The sequence below is a fragment of the Flavihumibacter sp. ZG627 genome (assembly GCF_000814325.1).
Taxonomy (GTDB): Bacteria; Bacteroidota; Bacteroidia; order Chitinophagales; family Chitinophagaceae; genus Flavihumibacter.
In genome coordinates, this window is the sequence record NZ_JPHF01000003.1 from 170,367 (window position 1) to 186,955 (window position 16,589).

The 16,589-nt window shown below is 44.3% G+C and carries 11 protein-coding genes and 1 tRNA gene; 5 read left to right on the top strand and 7 right to left on the bottom strand.

Annotation, left to right across the window (positions count from 1 at the left end; genetic code table 11):
• Positions 1 to 3: 3 nt before the first annotated feature.
• The 5 genes from HY58_RS07635 to HY58_RS07660 all read right to left on the bottom strand — a co-directional run bounded on the left by HY58_RS07635 (position 4) and on the right by HY58_RS07660 (position 9,810).
• Positions 4 to 831 (bottom strand): AraC family transcriptional regulator, encoded by an 828-nt coding sequence (locus HY58_RS07635; RefSeq protein WP_039130198.1) that lies wholly within the window; start codon positions 829 to 831, stop codon positions 4 to 6.
• A 792-nt stretch (positions 832 to 1,623) separates the two neighbouring features.
• Positions 1,624 to 7,071 (bottom strand): AAA domain-containing protein, encoded by a 5,448-nt coding sequence (locus HY58_RS07645; protein ID WP_039130201.1) that lies wholly within the window; start codon positions 7,069 to 7,071, stop codon positions 1,624 to 1,626.
• 15 nt (positions 7,072 to 7,086) lie between these two features.
• Positions 7,087 to 8,298, bottom strand: coding sequence for a M48 family metalloprotease (locus tag HY58_RS07650; RefSeq protein ID WP_039130204.1), 1,212 nt, complete (start codon positions 8,296 to 8,298; stop codon positions 7,087 to 7,089).
• 12 nt (positions 8,299 to 8,310) lie between these two features.
• The gene (locus HY58_RS07655) at positions 8,311 to 8,934 is read right to left on the bottom strand and encodes a GNAT family N-acetyltransferase (protein WP_052323933.1); all 624 of its coding nucleotides are present in this window, start codon (positions 8,932 to 8,934) and stop codon (positions 8,311 to 8,313) included.
• Positions 8,935 to 8,949: 15 nt separating this feature from the next.
• Positions 8,950 to 9,810, bottom strand: a complete 861-nt coding sequence (locus tag HY58_RS07660; protein WP_039130208.1) for an AraC family transcriptional regulator — start codon at positions 9,808 to 9,810, stop codon at positions 8,950 to 8,952.
• Between the two features lie 150 nt (positions 9,811 to 9,960).
• On the opposite strand from HY58_RS07660, the gene HY58_RS07665 reads away from it, so the two are divergent.
• Together HY58_RS07665 and HY58_RS07670 are read left to right on the top strand one after the other, a co-directional pair.
• Positions 9,961 to 10,944, top strand: a complete 984-nt coding sequence (locus tag HY58_RS07665; RefSeq protein WP_039130210.1) for a phytanoyl-CoA dioxygenase family protein — start codon at positions 9,961 to 9,963, stop codon at positions 10,942 to 10,944.
• On the top strand, positions 10,938 to 11,765 hold the full coding sequence (locus tag HY58_RS07670; protein WP_039130211.1) for an aldo/keto reductase: 828 nt from the start codon (positions 10,938 to 10,940) through the stop codon (positions 11,763 to 11,765). Before HY58_RS07665 ends, HY58_RS07670 begins: the two co-directional genes overlap by 7 nt.
• Here the strand turns inward: HY58_RS07670 and HY58_RS07675 are convergent.
• Both HY58_RS07675 and HY58_RS07680 read right to left on the bottom strand, forming a co-directional pair.
• Positions 11,762 to 13,153: a multicopper oxidase family protein gene (locus tag HY58_RS07675; RefSeq protein WP_052323934.1), complete on the bottom strand. Its 1,392-nt coding sequence runs from the start codon at positions 13,151 to 13,153 to the stop codon at positions 11,762 to 11,764. The two genes, HY58_RS07670 and HY58_RS07675, sit on opposite strands and share 4 nt — an antisense overlap.
• Before the next feature lie 217 nt (positions 13,154 to 13,370).
• Positions 13,371 to 14,936: a peptide ligase PGM1-related protein gene (locus HY58_RS07680; RefSeq protein ID WP_052323935.1), complete on the bottom strand. Its 1,566-nt coding sequence runs from the start codon at positions 14,934 to 14,936 to the stop codon at positions 13,371 to 13,373.
• 138 nt (positions 14,937 to 15,074) lie between these two features.
• On the opposite strand from HY58_RS07680, the gene HY58_RS07685 reads away from it, so the two are divergent.
• The 3 genes from HY58_RS07685 (at position 15,075) to HY58_RS07695 (ending at position 16,572) form a co-directional block, all read left to right on the top strand.
• Positions 15,075 to 16,091 carry an LLM class flavin-dependent oxidoreductase gene (locus HY58_RS07685; RefSeq protein WP_039130214.1) on the top strand — a complete coding sequence of 339 codons (1,017 nt, stop codon included), beginning with the start codon at positions 15,075 to 15,077 and terminating at the stop codon, positions 16,089 to 16,091.
• 20 nt (positions 16,092 to 16,111) lie between these two features.
• Positions 16,112 to 16,185: transfer RNA gene (locus tag HY58_RS07690), tRNA-Val, on the top strand.
• 60 nt (positions 16,186 to 16,245) lie between these two features.
• Positions 16,246 to 16,572: a YegP family protein gene (locus HY58_RS07695; protein ID WP_039131027.1), complete on the top strand. Its 327-nt coding sequence runs from the start codon at positions 16,246 to 16,248 to the stop codon at positions 16,570 to 16,572.
• Positions 16,573 to 16,589: the final 17 nt, after the last annotated feature.

Consider the following 16,589-nt stretch of genomic DNA (forward strand, 5'->3'; position numbering starts at 1 on the left):
CAATTAAATTTTAATATTAGCCTGCATGCGAATGGGCGTATGCGCGAGGGTGTCTTCGATGAAGCGGGGAGTAACACCTGCAAATTGTTTGAAATCACGGATCAGGTGCATCTGGTCAAAGTAGCCGCATTCATAGGTGATATTCGTCCAGCTAAGGTCTGGTTGCATTTCTCTTAGCCGGTATGCTTTGGAGAACCTGGCAAGGCGGCCAAAGAATTTTGGGGAGAGGCCGATCCTCTCCTTGCACTTTCTTTCAAACTGGCGGAGGCTTAAACAGGAAAGGGATGCGATACTATCCATCCCCTGGTTACCATTGTGCAGCAACAGTTCCTGCATCGCAAGGTCAAAGGGAAGGGCCTCTTTCAGCCAATGCAGTCTTTTTAAAAGAAAGTTTTCAATAATATCTTTGATCTCATCGAAGCCGGCAGCTTCTCTTAGTTTATCATTTACAATACGAACATCAGCACCTAATATTTCTTCTGCATTAAATCCATCATCATAAAGTTCCGTCATCGGTAATCCAAGCAGCCGGTATAGTCCACCCGGATGAAAGCCCACCGCAACAGCTTTATGGCTTTTTCCCACGATCAGATTTACACGGGTGATCTGTGGCCCTACTATCACACTGCGGGGTTGTAACAGAAAACCCTGTTCGCCTTCCTTCTGCATCTCCACCAGGTCATCAATATAGAAAAAAAGGCAGTGTTGCGGTGTGGGTGGATAGGGACAAGCAATACCAACCTGCTCATCGGGAACATTCGCATGAACGATCCTGATGGTGCTTACAATATCCTGCAAAGCAGGGTGTGGTATATAGTTTCTTGTTTTCAGCTAACCTTTTCCGAAAAAGTACAAAACTTTAGTTGAATATTTTAACCAGTTCCTTCAGGTAGGCAAGAACCGGATGGGGAAAAGCCAATGGTTTCACCTGTGAAATCAATTCGTTCACCAGTTGGCTCTCCTATGATAACCCCGATGCGATTAAACTTTACAGCCAGCGCGGTCATGTGGCTTGCCATTAAAGCCCATGGCCCAATAGCCAGTGGGCATTTTATGCACCCATGTTCCTTTTGTCAATTGGTTTAGCAGGCTTCCGTTGCGTATGGTCTTTGAAACAACATCGGCAAATGGTTAGCTGGTGATAAAGGATTTTGGTCAGTCCTTTCCTGCCGCAGGTTGTAATAATAATTTCCTTTTCCCAGCCATAATTTGCACTAAGGAAAAATGGAAACAGCCGCGAAAGATTTGCGTCCACATTAGCTTGATAGTCGCCAGGGATACCAGCAAATTTGCGGAAGGTTGAAACCTTCGGCAAGTTCTCCATACACGGATCGTAATTATAGGCGGATCAATTGTTTTTTGCTATCTTTAAACACCATCCCCCCCTTCTAAAACGGCTTCCGTTTCCCGAATTTTTCAAACCATTAAACAAGAATTCTTATGCCCGAGATCATTGAGCAGGAATTAAACGACTATTGCGCTGAAAAGAATATCACTCCAGCTATAAAACTTATCGAGATGAAAGATATCAATCAAGCCTTTGGAAGGATGGATTGATATTGCCACTTTGTGATATATCCGTGGACGCCAACCTAGGGCAGATGAGTGATCATCTGCCCTTTTTTATGCGGGACTATATCCTTTGCTGGTTTTTTCCTTTATAAGTCTTTGCTTTTCTGCCAATGCTTTTTCTGCATCTGGTAAAGTTTTTACCAGTACCTGCCCCTTTGTATCGATTCTTCCATAACGGATCACCAACTTGTTACTACGAGTACCAACTTCCCAGAATTTATTGCTGGTAACATCGGAAAACAACCATCGTTCAAATTGAATGTCTTCAAAACCCGGCAGACCAACGGCCATTGTAGCATGTGCTTCTTCTTCCAACACTGGCACAGATAGGGCGGATGGGTCAATTGGCGTTGCCTCTGCCGCATCCATAGGTGCTTCGCGGATGATCCTCAATATCTGTGACAACACTCTCTCTTTTTGTCTTAACCAGTCCTTGGCAAAAACCTGTACATAATGCCACCCAAATGCTCGCAAGATCTCCGGCCGCTGGAAATACTGTTCAATTAAATTACTGTTGGCATAATGCCGGTCATCATCAACCAAAATTCCCAGCGTGTAAGCCGCATCTGCGGGATCAACTTTTATGGCAAGGGAACATTTGAAATCCGATTGTCCAACCTGCTCATCCACAGTATAACCATATTGCTCCAGTGACAGCTTTAGTTCACGCAGCACAACACTTGTTTCAATGCTAGCAGGGGCGTCATTTTTATTGACCACCAATCCGTCAAGAATAGATCTTGCTGCCTGCATATTTCCGCTGCTTACATTTTCTGCATAGTGCAGGAAGCGACGAAAATAATTCGCACCTTCATTATACTCATTGGTTATATCGTGATGCCGTATACTGCTCACAACAGCCATATGTTTTTTTGCCCTGCTAAATATTACATTCAATCTTTTCTCTCCGCCTTTCTTATTAATGGGACCAAAATTCATCAACATTTTTTTCCTCGCATCATATCCATAGCAAACACTCATGATAATGATATCACGTTCATCGCCCTGGATATTCTCAAGGTTCTTGATGATGAGTCCCACAAACTGGTCGTCTTCTGTTCTTATATATGCTTCTTCAAGCTGCCGTTCAAAATCCTTGTCTTCCTGTGCAAGCGCTGTAAGTGCATCTTCAATGGCATGTTGTTGCTCCTGGCTGAAAGCAACAATACCGATACTCTCTTTGGATCCTCTCTTTAACAACTCCCTCACCAGTTGGGCGATATAAGATGCTTCCTGTTGGTTGGTCCTTTTTTCATAAATACCATTTATCTGAAAATGGAAGCTGATACTTCGGTCATATAAACGATCAACATTGGCCGCAGCCTCATTTGCCGAGGCCACTTCAATGGCTGTTTTATCATTGTGGTGGATAGTGCGGTCTGGAATGGTGAGTAGTCCGGCTTCATAAAAAGCATGGTTACTATAACTGATCAATGTTTCATAATGACTTCGGTAATGCCAGCTCAGCATTGTTCCCGGAAGTTTTCGGGTGGCCTGAACCAGCAGACTGTCGGCATCGGCACTGAGCAATTCATCCTCTTCCTCTTCAAACGATCCCAGATCATCAGGGTCTTCCGCCTTAGCTGTAAAGAAGTTTGTTGGTGGCATCTGTTTGTCATCGCCCACAATAATTGTTTGTGCCGAACGGTATAATGCAGGTATCCCTTCCTCAAGGGTGATCTGGCTTGCTTCATCAAAGATCACAACATCAAAGTATGCGGTATCAAGAGGGAGGCTGTCACTAACACTCAACGGACTCATAAGCCATACCGGTTTCAGATCTTTCAATACCAGCCCGCTCTCCCTTGCACTGAGTTCGCGAATACTTTTGTATCGCATGCTTTTAGCGAATTCATTCTCGAGTATTTTCCGGCCTTCGTTATAATTCTTTTTGAATTGTTTCTGTTCAGCACTGAGTTGTGTAACAGAAGTACTACTCAGTTCCATATGGTCAAAAAACCGCTGCCGTATGGAAGCACGAATAAGGTCGGCATTGCTCTTCAGTAATTGCCTGTAGAGCTGACGGATCTGTTGTACACACTGTTCAATCACCTTTACATCTGTATCTGCAAAGCCACGATGCTGCTGGTAAAACTGTTGCAGGCACTGGTGCGCTATAGCAGCCTCAGCCTGCACCGGTGAAAGCGGAACAGTGCGAAGAAATTTCTTAACTGAATCCGGTAGCGTAGTGAATTGTTTGAGAACCGGCAACAGGTCTTGTAACTGTGCAGCATTCAGTGATATATTCTCCAGGTCATCTTCAATAGCAGCTATGGTTGATCCGGACATATCGGCATTCAAATATTGCAACTGCAGTTCCAGCTGGTGGATTGTATTGTTTAGTTTATGCAGCCTGCTTACAATAGTATTTGCATCGGGATGCGCAAGCAGGTAATCAATTTCCTTATCTCCTTTTTTATTGCGCAGAATATCAATACCAAGCCATGTGGTTTCAATACTGTGGAGATGATAATCCTGCCTGATGCGTGTGCTTGTATCCGAAACAGCTTTGGAAAGTTCATATTCCGATTGCAGCAACTTAAGAATAGATGACAGGGAGGGCTTAACCTGGTGCTTCGAAAAATCATAGCTCTGTGCGAGCTGCTTTTTTAGTTTTCGCCAACTGCCATTGAGGAAACCAAAGAATGAATCTTCATTCTTTTCTGCGATCGGTATGGCGTTAATGGCATCCTGTTCAGAAAATTTATTAATCCAGTTTTCATTTTGTGAGCTAATGCCCACGAATTGCTTTTTAAGTTCTTCATACTCATTTATCCGGGCCTCAAAGGCTTTTGCCTCAGGAGTTGTGGCATCAACCAATGAAAGATTATTATGTTCCGCAAGCGGATAGAGCAGGATAGCATCCTGCACGAGGTTCTTAACCTGATTCAGGTTGGCACTATGTTCAGGAGAAATGTTGCAATTACTGAGTACTGTGTTGATTTCTCCAAGCAAGTTCTTCGTGTGGCCGAGTACGGTATCGAGCAGGTGCATCGGTTGCTGGTGGAGGAAAACCACATCTTTCAATTTACTCAATGGGTGAGCAGCAAAAGAACCTTCAGCACCCGCCTCTTCCATAGTGCTTCCCAACTCCTGGATGGTATTGCCAAATTGTAGCCAGTCGTTATAGGAGGGAAGCAGCTCCTGCTGTTTGGCGTCAAGAGGTATAATGGATCGTTGCAGTTGGATCAATCTTTCAATAAGTTTCCTTACTTCAAGGCCGGCAGCGGTTGGTTCGGTTGTGCTTGCCTGGTGAAACTGACGGAGCACCTGCAACTGGTCCTGCAATTTACCAAGCAATAATTGCCTGTTTGCTTTAACAGTTTTCAGATCCATCCTGTTTTTGCTGAAGTCATCGTAAGTGCTCTTCAGGCTGCGAATGAATTCCCTTTTATCACCCTGGCTGTCATGTATATAGCAGCAGAGTTCATCGAGGCCGTTTTGCTTGAGGCGATGATAGACCACATCAAGTGCAGCGCGCTTTTCACACACAAACAATACACTCTTACCTCTTGCCACGAAATCAGCAATCAGATTGGTGATGGTCTGGCTCTTCCCCGTACCCGGAGGGCCCTGGATGATATAGCTTTTGCCAGACCTGCTTTGTATGATGGCCCTTGTTTGGGTTGGATCAGCGGTGATCACATGGTGCCAAAGGGAAGGATCATTCGGATCAAAAGAATGATCATTGATCGGCCTGGGCTGGTTGCTGAAAAGTGATTCAAAAACATGATGCTCCACTTTATTATCGATCACATGGTTGTAATCGCGAACCAGGCTCATCTTCTTATAGTTGAAATTACCGAGTACCATATTACAGGTATCAAAATCCCAGCTATAAGGATTACTCTCACTATCGGTCATTTCGAAGAGTGTTCTTTCGCGGGTATTGCTACCCGTGAGTTGCTGTGATCTTAAACTGATATCCTCATTAACAAGGAACTCAAGGAAGCTTGCCCGGTGTTCGATCTTATTGCGGAATATTTCCAGTCCAAGTGGTTTATAATCTTCCTGCTGGTAGCTGTAAGACATATTCCTGTATCCATCCATAGTAGAACCCTGGCGTCGTAATTTTTTCCTGTAATTACTGATAGTTTGCCTGGCTATGCTGTGCACCAGTTTTATCCTTGGTTTATCGATATAGCGTAATTGAATGCCCTGGTTGGCGGCATCGATCTGGGTCTTAAGGATCTGGTAAAAAGTATCGAGGCTCATTTCTTCCAGGTCAATAAAATCAGGGAGACTGATACCATAGAGTTCTTTCAATTGATTTGCCAGAACGGGGTTCACCTCCGCCTCGCTGTCAAGGACTTTCATAACGAAATGATCTTCCTTTATGCGTTTTACTTTCTTCAGTTCAACAGGAACAAGCAAAAGGGGACTCTGGATTCTTTCGTTAATATCGTCCTTCAGGTTATGCCAGTTTAAAAAAGCGATCACCATTTTAAGCTGGCTGAATCCATATTCCTGCACATCGCGCTGGCTTTCCACCCTTATCTTATCAAGCGCGGAGGGCAGGTAAGCATGGTCTTCAAAGCGCAGGTATTTATTGAGGATGATCTCCTTCATTCCGGCAACTTTTGAAGAGAGCTCACTGTTCCAGGTAAAGAGGAGATCGGCACGGATGCTCTGGTAATGCAGCACCATGGGAACGCTGCTTACCGTAAGGTTTACAAACCGTGCATTGGGTTTATAATAAAGCAACCGGTTACGCCTGCTGTTATCAAAAAGACGGTTACGAAGTTTGCCCAAAATGAACTGGCTTCTTTCAGAGAGGTCTTTGCTGATCCATCCGGCCACGGTGCTGAGGTCGGTTTGCTTTTCGGGATCAAAGTCGCGGTAATGATGAAGCCGGTGGATTATATCATAAAGATCGGCGGCGCGCTTCTGCCTGTCGAGTGCCGTCATTTCCGTGATAAGCGCAGAGATGGTGGGATGGATCCTTTGATTGTGGTAAACAGGATTATTGCGGTAGCTGGCAAAGGTTTCGAGGTCATCCTTATCATGGAGATCAAGCCCAAGGGCCATACTTCCCAATACAAGTCCGAGGCAGAAAATATCAGTCATCTCATCATGATGCCCGAGTAAATGTTCAAAGCATTTGTAACCTGGAATATAGGCCGGGTTACAAAGTGGCTCGTTAATATTAAAATGCACTTCGCTATTACCAACCCTAATCTCACCATCATTGATATTTGTTTCTACGGTTTTATGACCAACAATATCAAACTTATGAGATTGCAGTTCTGCGAAAACTGCTTTTACTTTATTCAAAGCCCGTAACGGCTTATGGCAATAGGATTCGTCAACATCAATGGCATTACCGGAAATGAAAAATGAATCTTCGTGGCCAAATGGCGCCACAAGTCCGGCTTCATGAATTGCCAGCACCTCACGGAAGAGTGGCATCACAAAAGCGATCACATCATCGGTAGCATAGATGCCCTGGTCAAATGCTGTTTCCAGGAATTTTCGAAATGGTAGTCTTTGTAATTCCATAGCGGTACTGGATAATTAATGGTAAATATGTTCACCTTCGTTTTCTTTCAGGCGGTTATATGCCATTAGTGCCTTCTCCCTGTATTGCTGCAATTTCTTATCACTGAGCTTCAATTCCTTACTCAGGATAGTATTGAACTGGTCAACGATCCTGATCTCTTCCGCAAACTGAAGCGCCCTGCCGGGTGGGATCTCTTCAAGGGAAGGGTCGGCCAAAGCGAAATCAAGGAGGAGATAGGCCAGGTATTCTTTAATACTGCTGTGATCATTACTGATTCTTTCAATGAGGGCTTCATCAATTAATACAGCATCATCCCATGAAAAATCCGAGAAGTATTGCCGGGCGAGGCTGCTCACCATTGTGGTACGAAACCAGTTTGGTTTCAGGAATAGCTGCAATATTTTCCTGGTGAGCTGGGAGAGTTCTTTCTGGCGGAAGATATCAAGCTGGTCGAGCTCACTCATTCCTTCGATCATACTGTTGATAACAGCTTCTGCTGCATCACCTTTTTCATGCCAGTACTGCACTGCGCGGGCACGGATAAAATTTTCGGGGTGACTGATACCAGTTGTTTTGGTATTGTTATCGGCAGAGAAAATTTCGTCGGCCTGTTTAAGATAATTTTCGGGGTTCACTTTATCGAGACCGGTAGATGTTTTCACCAGTGAGCTGATCACCGGCCCGGTTTTCCCGAGCACCATACAGGAGCCCCTGTCGCAGAATATTTCAGTGTACAAACGGTAGAGCCTGGCTGTTTCATAATAGGCGGGTTCACTCTGTTGGTGGTTTGCTATGGCGGTGATGATACGATCAGCCACTTCAAGCTGACCATCCTGTAGCGTAAAGAGTTTGATATGGGTTAGCTCATGTGCCAGAACAGCGAGCAACTCTTCATCATCAAGCAGCTTAATAATTGAGCCGCTGAAAACGATATGGGCTTCGTTGTTGAGATAAACAATACTTGCATTGAGTTCATCAGTATTCGCTGCCTGGTATACTGTTACCGGGAGCTGCTGCAAGCCAAGTTTATCTTTTATGATATTGACCTTGTCATATATGAATGGCTCACTGGAAGGATCGAACTTATAGGTATTCCTGAGTAACGCTGTTTTGAACTGCTGCAGTTGCTCTTCCTTGTTGGTTGCACCGGCGAAATAATCCCATGTCTTTTGCTGAGCTTTGAAATGGTCTTTGACCTTCTGGTGATAGGATAAGGCAGATAACATATTAGGCCTGGATTATGGATGAAGGAACAAATTAATTCCTTTCCTGTTAAATGCAAGAATTTCCATTTCTGCAAAGGAGCCGTTACTAAAATCATCCTTTCGCATTTCCCATATCAATAAGGGGTGACCGCTGGTTGCTGCCGCGCCACCCTTTGTTCTTTCAATCATTTTAAAGCCCAGCTTTGGGGGGATGGCAGCACTGGCCAGATTACTATCCGCACACTTGATGACGATCCGTGATAAGTCTTCCACCATAAACGCCACTTTCACCAATGCCCTCACGGCTTCTGTAGCATAGCCCTTACCGTGGTGAAGACTATTGATCCAGTAACCGATCTCCCTCGAATCTGCATCCAGCCTGGTATGCAGGCCCGTTGAGCCAATCAGCGTTTTTTCATCCTTATCGAAAATGCCAAAGACAAAATCTTTTCCTTCTTCAAAATCAAGATGAAATTTTTTTAACAGAGCCTCGCGCTCGGGCATTGAAATGGGTTCTTTCACTGACCAGGGCAGCCATTGTTTTAATTCAGGGAGACTGGCACGGATGGCCTGATCAGCCATGGCGGCATCAGCAATCCTATAGGGTCGGAGTACCAGACGGTCTGTTTCTATGCGATATGCTTTAATTGAATACAATAGTTTGTGCTGCTTTTATAATGTGTTGATACGGCTGGCTTGTTGTTTGCGGAAAGCGCTTGGATTTTCTCCTGCAAACTTCCGGAAAGTACGGTTGAAATAAGACAGATTCTCAAATCCGCTCGCATAGCAAGCTTCGGTTACTGATTGCTGTTGGAGCAGAATTTTTTTTGCCTGGTTTATCCGGTAGCGATTGATAAAATCTGTGAAGGTGAGATGGGTTGATTTTTTAAAATAGCGGCAGAACGCGGCGGTGGTAAGGTTTGACAGTTTAGCCACTTCATTAACATCGATCGGTTCCTGGTAATGTGTTTCGATATAATGGTATATACGATGAAGGCGTTGCTGCTCTTTTAATACCGATGCCTTTGCAATAGGCCTGGCCCCAAGATCAATGTACTCTTCACTGGAAGCAAGAATTTGACAGACCTGTAATAAAGTAATAAGCTGATCAAAATGAGATAACGTACTGATCCCTTTCAGCTTTTCTCCCGCAAGTTTTTTTGTATTGCCATAAAATGCAAGTCCCGACCTTGCTCTCTCAAAAAGTGCATTCACAGCACTCATCTCCGGGAGTGAAAAAAATGCTTCTCCCAGGAAATTCTCTTTCATCTGCACTACTACTGTTTCCACCGTAGCCTTTACGCCATAGTCGAAATTGAGATGGGGGATATCCGGACCAATAAGCGCGAGGTCACTTTCCTGGTAACGTGAAATATGATCACCTATATGCCTGATCCCGCTTTCGGCCTCTACATATACTATCTCGTATTCGCGATGGAAATGCCAGTAGAAAAGTTCATTCAGCCGGGGGGTCAGGAGAATTTTGAAGGAACTGTCCTCATCAGGTTTTATGGCTTCAAGCCGAACTTTCATTTAACTGGTTTTGGTACCGGTATGCATGCGCATTGATCAAATTACAATAATTATATCAATACAGTGCAAAAACCGGCCATTGGAATGGTTGAAAATGGCTTCTGAAGGAAAGTACTTTTGATCTGTATTTAACCAACTAAAAATTGCCATATGCAAGAACAAACAATGACACCAACCATGGCGCCCACCATGGCAGCAGGTAATGCCCATAAGGACATACCCGGCAATCCATCCACCGCCAAAAGCAGTGCGGTAAAACTGAACGACCGGAGCAATGGAAAACCACTGCGGGTGATGAGTGAGGACGATTGGAATTTCTGGATCCACAATGGCTATATCGTTATCAAAAATGCGGTTCCGAGAGAGCAGGCATTGGCAACAGCAGCGTTTCTTTGGGAGTTTGAAGAGAAGAAAGCTGATGACCCTTCAACCTGGTATACAGCCCCCCGGGCAGAGATGCAAATGAAAGAGCTCACCAATACGGGTATGGTGGAAGTATATAATAACCAGGCACTCTGGAATAACCGACAGATGCAGCGGGTTTATGATGCCTTCGTTGATATATGGGGAACAGAAAAATTATGGGTCACTATCGACAGGGCAAACCTGAATTTTCCTATTCGTCCGGGGTTTGAATACAAGGGCTTTATCCATTGGGATTATGATCCGGAAACAAAGCCGGTGAATGTGCAGGGGGTGCTGGCATTGGCCGACCAGGATGATGAGAATATGGGAGGCTTTCAGTGCATACCGGAGCTGTTCCGAACCTATGATACATGGAAGCTTAGCCAACCGGAAGACAGGAATCGCTTCAGGCCCGATACAACAGGCTTTGAACCCGTAAAGGTAAAAATGCAGGCCGGTGATCTGCTGATATTCAATAGCCTGCAACCACATGGCATCAGGCCCAATAACAGTGAGAACAAAGTTCGGATTGCACAATACATTTCCATGATGCCGGCCGAAGAAGATAATGAAGCATTACTTCAGTGGAGGATAGCCTCCTGGAGAGACAGGATCGCACCCGAGGGTTATGCCTTCCCTGGTGATCCACGTAATTGGGAACAAACAAAATATGGTACGGCAGAATTGACGGGGCTGGGAAAGAAACTATTGGGAATAGAAAAATGGTAAGCAATACAAACCAACCATACACCACGCTCAGCAATGGCATTGGAATGCCGTTGCTGGGCCTTGGTGTTTATGATATGCATGGCCATGAAGCGGAGCAGGCTGTTCAGGATGCTTTGGAAATTGGTTACCGGCTTTTTGATACAGCATCATTATATGACAATGAAAATGAAATCGGGAATGCATTGCGGAACAGCAGCATTCCTCGGGAAGATATTTTTGTGACAACAAAACTCGGTAATGATGATCATGGTTATGATGCTGCCCTCCGGGCTTTTGAAAAGAGCCTGGTAAAATTGCAAATGGATTATGTAGATCTGTACCTGGTACACTGGCCGGTAAAGGGTCAAAGAAAAGAAAGCTGGAAGGCGTTGGAGAAACTATACAATGATAAACGGGTAAGGGCCATAGGTGTCGCCAACTACTCTATAGAATTTTTGGATGAACTGGAAACATACGCCACTATCACTCCCATGCTCAACCAGGTTGAATTTACACCATGGTTATTCCAGGGTGAACTCCTGCAATACTGCCAAAACAGAAACATACAGTTGCAATCTTATTCACCTCTTACAAGAGGTCTTAAACTTGGGGACCCCAGGCTTATTGCGCTGGCCGAAAAATATGATCGTACACCCGCACAAATAGTATTGAGATGGAATTTTGAACATGGAATATCCACGATTCCAAAATCTGTAAGCAAAAAGCGACTCAAAGAAAACTTTGAGTCGCTTGCATTCAAAATCTCTGAAGACGATGTTGCACTCATGGACGGTTTCAATGAAAACTTCCGGATATGTGACAACCCTATGGATATGTTTTAGATTACTTCGAAGTTTGCCATCATACCCATGTCCTCATGTTCAAGTTTATGACAATGCATCAGGTATACACCTTTAAATGCATCAAACCTCACAAGTACTTCTACTGTCTCCCGGTCTTCAAGCAAAACGGTGTCTTTCCATCCTGATTCCCATGGAAACAATTGATTTCTTCCACCGGTTCTTGAAACGACCTGGAACGATGCTCCGTGAACATGAACAGGATGGGGAGCATTTCCACTGGTTTTAAATATCCATTTTTCGGTTACACCAAATGGTACTGACCAGTCAATGCGCTCCATATCATATTCCCTACCATTAATCTTACTCATACCATCAAAACTGAACTGCCTGGTTGTAACCGGGTTGGTTAAAGCTGTTATCACAGAAGAGGTTACAGGAAGTTCCCCCGATATTGTTATACTATTGATCCTGAATTCAAGCAAGTCCCATCCGCTTCTTAAATCGCGTAACATAATTGTAGTTCCGTTGGGATAATTCCTGAAATCTATCAGAATATCAGTTCTCTCACCATTGGCCATATCAATCCTGTTCAAATCAACAGACGCGGCCAGTAGCCCGCCATCGTTACCAATCAGTCGCATGGTGGCATTATTACTGAGTACCAAACCAAATATTCTTGCATTGGCTCCATTTAAAACGCGGAACCTGTAAACTGATCGTTCAACATTTAAGTATGGGCTACGTGTGCCATTCACCAAGGGGATCTTTCCTATCATTCCACCACTGGATGGTTTATAGGTTAGGTTATTATTTCCGTCAAGCGTAGCATCTCTGATAATCAACGGCAATTCATAAGGCCCTGAGGGTAAATTCAATGCTGCTTCTTCTGCATCATTAATGATGAACCCTCCGCTTTGTCCAAGGTAAACCTGTTTACCGGTAAGCATATGCGGATGGGGATGATAAAAATTCAATGCTGCCCGCTGGTTGATAGTAAAACTATAATTATAGGTAAAACCAGGAATTATAGAACTCATCGGCTGGCCATCATTATGATGATCAACGATCATTCCATGCCAATGGGTTATGGTCTCTTCCGGCAGTGAATTCTTCAGCTGGATATTTACATTATCACCCTTATTGGCTCTTATCAGCGGCCCTGGAAATTGGCCATTATATGCCCACACATTAGAGATCATCCCACCTCCAAGGTCACTGGTGGCAAGTTTGGATTCTAATGTAAGCGCAGAAGGCGTTACTGTTGTTGGAAATTTTAAGGGATAGCGAGTTGCAATTGTTCCACCTCCCCTGGCGGACATCATGTCAATCCCAGCTTCCTGGATGCCCAATTGCTCTTTACGGCAACCCCATAATATTGAAGATCCTGCAGCGGCAGAAAGTAATGAAACGAAATCTCTCCTTTTCATAAAACAAAGTTTAGGGTTATTAAATGTTTTCTAATGGGCTGATATAAAGCAGGAATTGGAGAGTGTATCTGACAGGATATCGGGACAATTATCCTAAAGATATATATATAATTTTCTAAAATTAATGAGCGTTATATTATTCTTATGTGACAAAAGTCATTGTTTATTAAGTAGAACTGTTTAGATCATATGTCAAAACACAAGCTCAAAAAATAGTTCAGCAACATTCATGATCCAGAATGGCCAGTGTTTTATCATAGAAAGCTTTTGCTCGCTCGGGTGAGCTTCCAACGCATACAAGTCCAAGTTTTCCAAATTCAGAAAGAGCACCAACCAGGTGAAACATCACACCCTCCTGGGCGGCGCCATCATACATGAGTTCGTGGTACATGGCGATATCAATGAGGTCATCAGGTGTTAGTCCTTTGTATTTTTCGCTGCTTACATTATCGGATGCGAAATAGTAGCGCTTGCTATTGCTGGCGGTTATATATGCTCCTCTCTTTGCATCATATTTGCCTCCGGTTAAAAATTGTAGCATCAGGTAAGGGTGGGTGGTGCCGCCTTTTCTCAGATTTATTTCGATGGCATAATGTTTCCACGATCCATCTGCCTGTTTCACCGAAATAAAATCAATAGCGAATCTTCCAAGGGTTCCTTTCTTTTCCAGAACAACTGCAATCTTCAATCCTTCTTCTGCAAGCGTAACGTTATAGGTTTCATCGGCAGGGAAGATTGCACCAATAAAAATCTGTCCATCATCACCACCAAGAACCTGGTCGTGCGTGCTCACAATATTTATTTCGCGGGTGGGATTGATAACGCATTGCACGGATGGCGACATTTTGATCTCGCCTTCCAGGAACTCTTCCACGATGCCGCCCATCTCCTGGAACTTTTCAAAAAACATAGCCTGGCTTAGATCTTTGGCAACTGTACTCATCTGCTTTGTGAGCACTGATTCGATATTTTTTTCCAAAGCATCATCAATAACGAGATCAGCATATTTAAAAACCGCATTGCCATCACCGCTAAATCCATCATTCATTTTGATCACCGCTTTGCGAAGTGATGGATTTCTGCGTTTAAGTTTAGCAAGTGCTTCAGCAATATCCTGCCTGGTATGAAGGTCTTCATAACCTTCAGGTAACAGAACACCGGCCGCCCTGAAACTCTTCCTGCTGCCCGATTTGGAGCCTTCGTATAATTTATCAGGATCAGTTCCAAACAATGGAACACCGAGTTGTACTGAAAGAGATTTTTCGAGGTTAGTTACATTGTAACAAGTTAGATGTGCCACTTCTTTATCTGGAACCAACTTCTTTATCCTTTCCAGCAATCTTGGTCTTTCTAGAATTTTTTGTGTGAGTGGTTTAATGGACGCGTCATAACAACTCAGCATGGTAAGCCGCTTCTTAGCATGGTGACCTGTAATACCCGGAAGCAAGTGCAGGTAATAGTCTACAATAGTATCGGCAACCGGCATGCTGGTTACATATATAAGATTTGTATTAGGCATGCGCAATAACATCAGAAGGCATAACATGCGTTCCTCATAATGCACCACACCTTTGATCTTTGAAAGGATGTCCTGGTCGAGTGTGAGTGATGGGATGATGATTACGGTTCGTGGCGCAAGTTTATCGGGAAAAATGCTTTCGAATTGCTTGCCGAATTTTTGCTGGATATCGGAGAACGCGGCATTCTCTTCCGGTGTTCCGGGAGGAGGGCAGTCATCGCATTTAACAAAGGTTTTACCCAGGTGACCGGCAGAAGGCGACATATGCGTTAGTTTGCCTAGAAGTTACAAAAAAGAGCGCATTCCACATTACGAACTCCACAGGTGATTGTCAAGTTTTAATGCCTGAAAACAATGTGAGGGATATCTTGTTTAAGACTGTACTTCGAAACCTTCAAAACAATGAACAGGAAATTATCATCTATACCTTTTTCAATACTTGATCTTGCCACTATACACCAGGGCGATATGAATGCCGGTAATGCCTTCAGGAGAAGCCTGGAGATGGCGCAAACGGCTGAGCTGCTGGGTTATACGCGCTATTGGTTTGCGGAACACCACAATATGGAAAGTGTAGCCTCGGCAGCTACGTCGGTATTGATCGGGTATGTTGCAGGCAGAACAAACAGCATCAGGGTGGGGTCGGGGGGTATCATGTTGCCCAACCACTCACCTTTGGTTATTGCAGAGCAGTTTGGAACGCTCGAAACATTATATCCCGGGCGAATTGACCTCGGCATTGGCCGTGCGCCGGGAACTGACCCGGTAACCTCTCATGCGTTGAGAAGAAGTCTAAAAGGGGATATCAATGAATTTCCGTCGGATGTGGTTGAGCTGATCAATTACCTCGGTGATGCAGATCCCCAGGCAAAAGTGAGGGCTATACCCGGACAGGGAACAAAAGTTCCGGTATGGCTTCTGGGGTCAAGCACCTATAGCGCACAGCTGGCAGGTATGCTTGGCCTCCCATTTGCCTTTGCCTCCCATTTTGCGCCAGCCCAGTTAATGGACGCCCTTCAGGTTTATCGCAGCCATTTCAAACCCTCGACCTTTCTTAAAGAGCCTTATGCAATGGCTTGTGTCAATATCATTGCGGCCGGAACCGATGAAGAAGCAGAGTTCCTCGCCAGCTCATTTTACCAGTTAGCACTGGGATTATTCCGTAATGACCGCAGGCCTTTGGCGCCGCCTGTCAGAAGTATGGAAGGCATCTGGACTGAGCCGGAAAGAAATGCCGTGATGCATATGCTCACTTATTCATTCAGAGGGAGTAAAACAACTGTTTCCGGATCATTGCAGGCTTTCCTTGATAAGACCGGTGTGGATGAGATCATGGCGGCTACCTATGTACATGATATGGGGGCAAGAAAAATGTCGATGGAACTGGTGGCATCAATCTTCAGCCAAGGTGCTGGATAAGTTTATTAATTTGCATACCCGGAATGTTAGCTCAGCTGGTTAGAGTATTACCTTGACATGGTAGGGGTCGGCGGTTCGAATCCGCCACATTCCACTTAAATTAGAAAGATCAATTCTTTTCCCTTATTTTAATTATTCAATAATTTATATCACTATGGGAAAATTTGTCATTAAAAAAGGAAAAGACGATCAGTTCTATTTCAGCCTGAAAGCAGGCAATGGTGAAAGGATACTCGGCAGTGAAGGTTACACCACTCTACCCGCTTGCAATAACGGGATTGAATCAGTTAAGTCAAATGCATCTAATGATGCCCGTTATGAACGCAAAACTGCCGCCAATGGCAAACATTATTTCATACTGAAGGCTGGTAATGGACAAGTAATTGGAAACAGTGAAATGTATGAAACCGCATCGAGCCGTGATAACGGAATAGAATCAGTGAAAAAGAATGCGGCTGAGGCACCTACAGAAATGGAGTAATATAAAGTTACCCGTAA

What these genes read in the sequence shown, in the direction of transcription:
- HY58_RS07645 (WP_039130201.1), bottom strand. Translation starts at nt 7,071, where the DNA reads ATGGAATTACAAAGACTACCATTTCGAAAATTCCTGGAAACAGCATTT.
- HY58_RS07650 (WP_039130204.1), bottom strand. Translation starts at nt 8,298, where the DNA reads ATGTTATCTGCCTTATCCTATCACCAGAAGGTCAAAGACCATTTCAAA.
- HY58_RS07660 (WP_039130208.1), bottom strand. Translation starts at nt 9,810, where the DNA reads ATGAAAGTTCGGCTTGAAGCCATAAAACCTGATGAGGACAGTTCCTTC.
- HY58_RS07665 (WP_039130210.1), top strand. Translation starts at nt 9,961, where the DNA reads ATGCAAGAACAAACAATGACACCAACCATGGCGCCCACCATGGCAGCA.
- HY58_RS07670 (WP_039130211.1), top strand. Translation starts at nt 10,938, where the DNA reads ATGGTAAGCAATACAAACCAACCATACACCACGCTCAGCAATGGCATT.
- HY58_RS07675 (WP_052323934.1), bottom strand. Translation starts at nt 13,153, where the DNA reads ATGAAAAGGAGAGATTTCGTTTCATTACTTTCTGCCGCTGCAGGATCT.
- HY58_RS07680 (WP_052323935.1), bottom strand. Translation starts at nt 14,936, where the DNA reads ATGTCGCCTTCTGCCGGTCACCTGGGTAAAACCTTTGTTAAATGCGAT.
- HY58_RS07685 (WP_039130214.1), top strand. Translation starts at nt 15,075, where the DNA reads ATGAACAGGAAATTATCATCTATACCTTTTTCAATACTTGATCTTGCC.
- HY58_RS07695 (WP_039131027.1), top strand. Translation starts at nt 16,246, where the DNA reads ATGGGAAAATTTGTCATTAAAAAAGGAAAAGACGATCAGTTCTATTTC.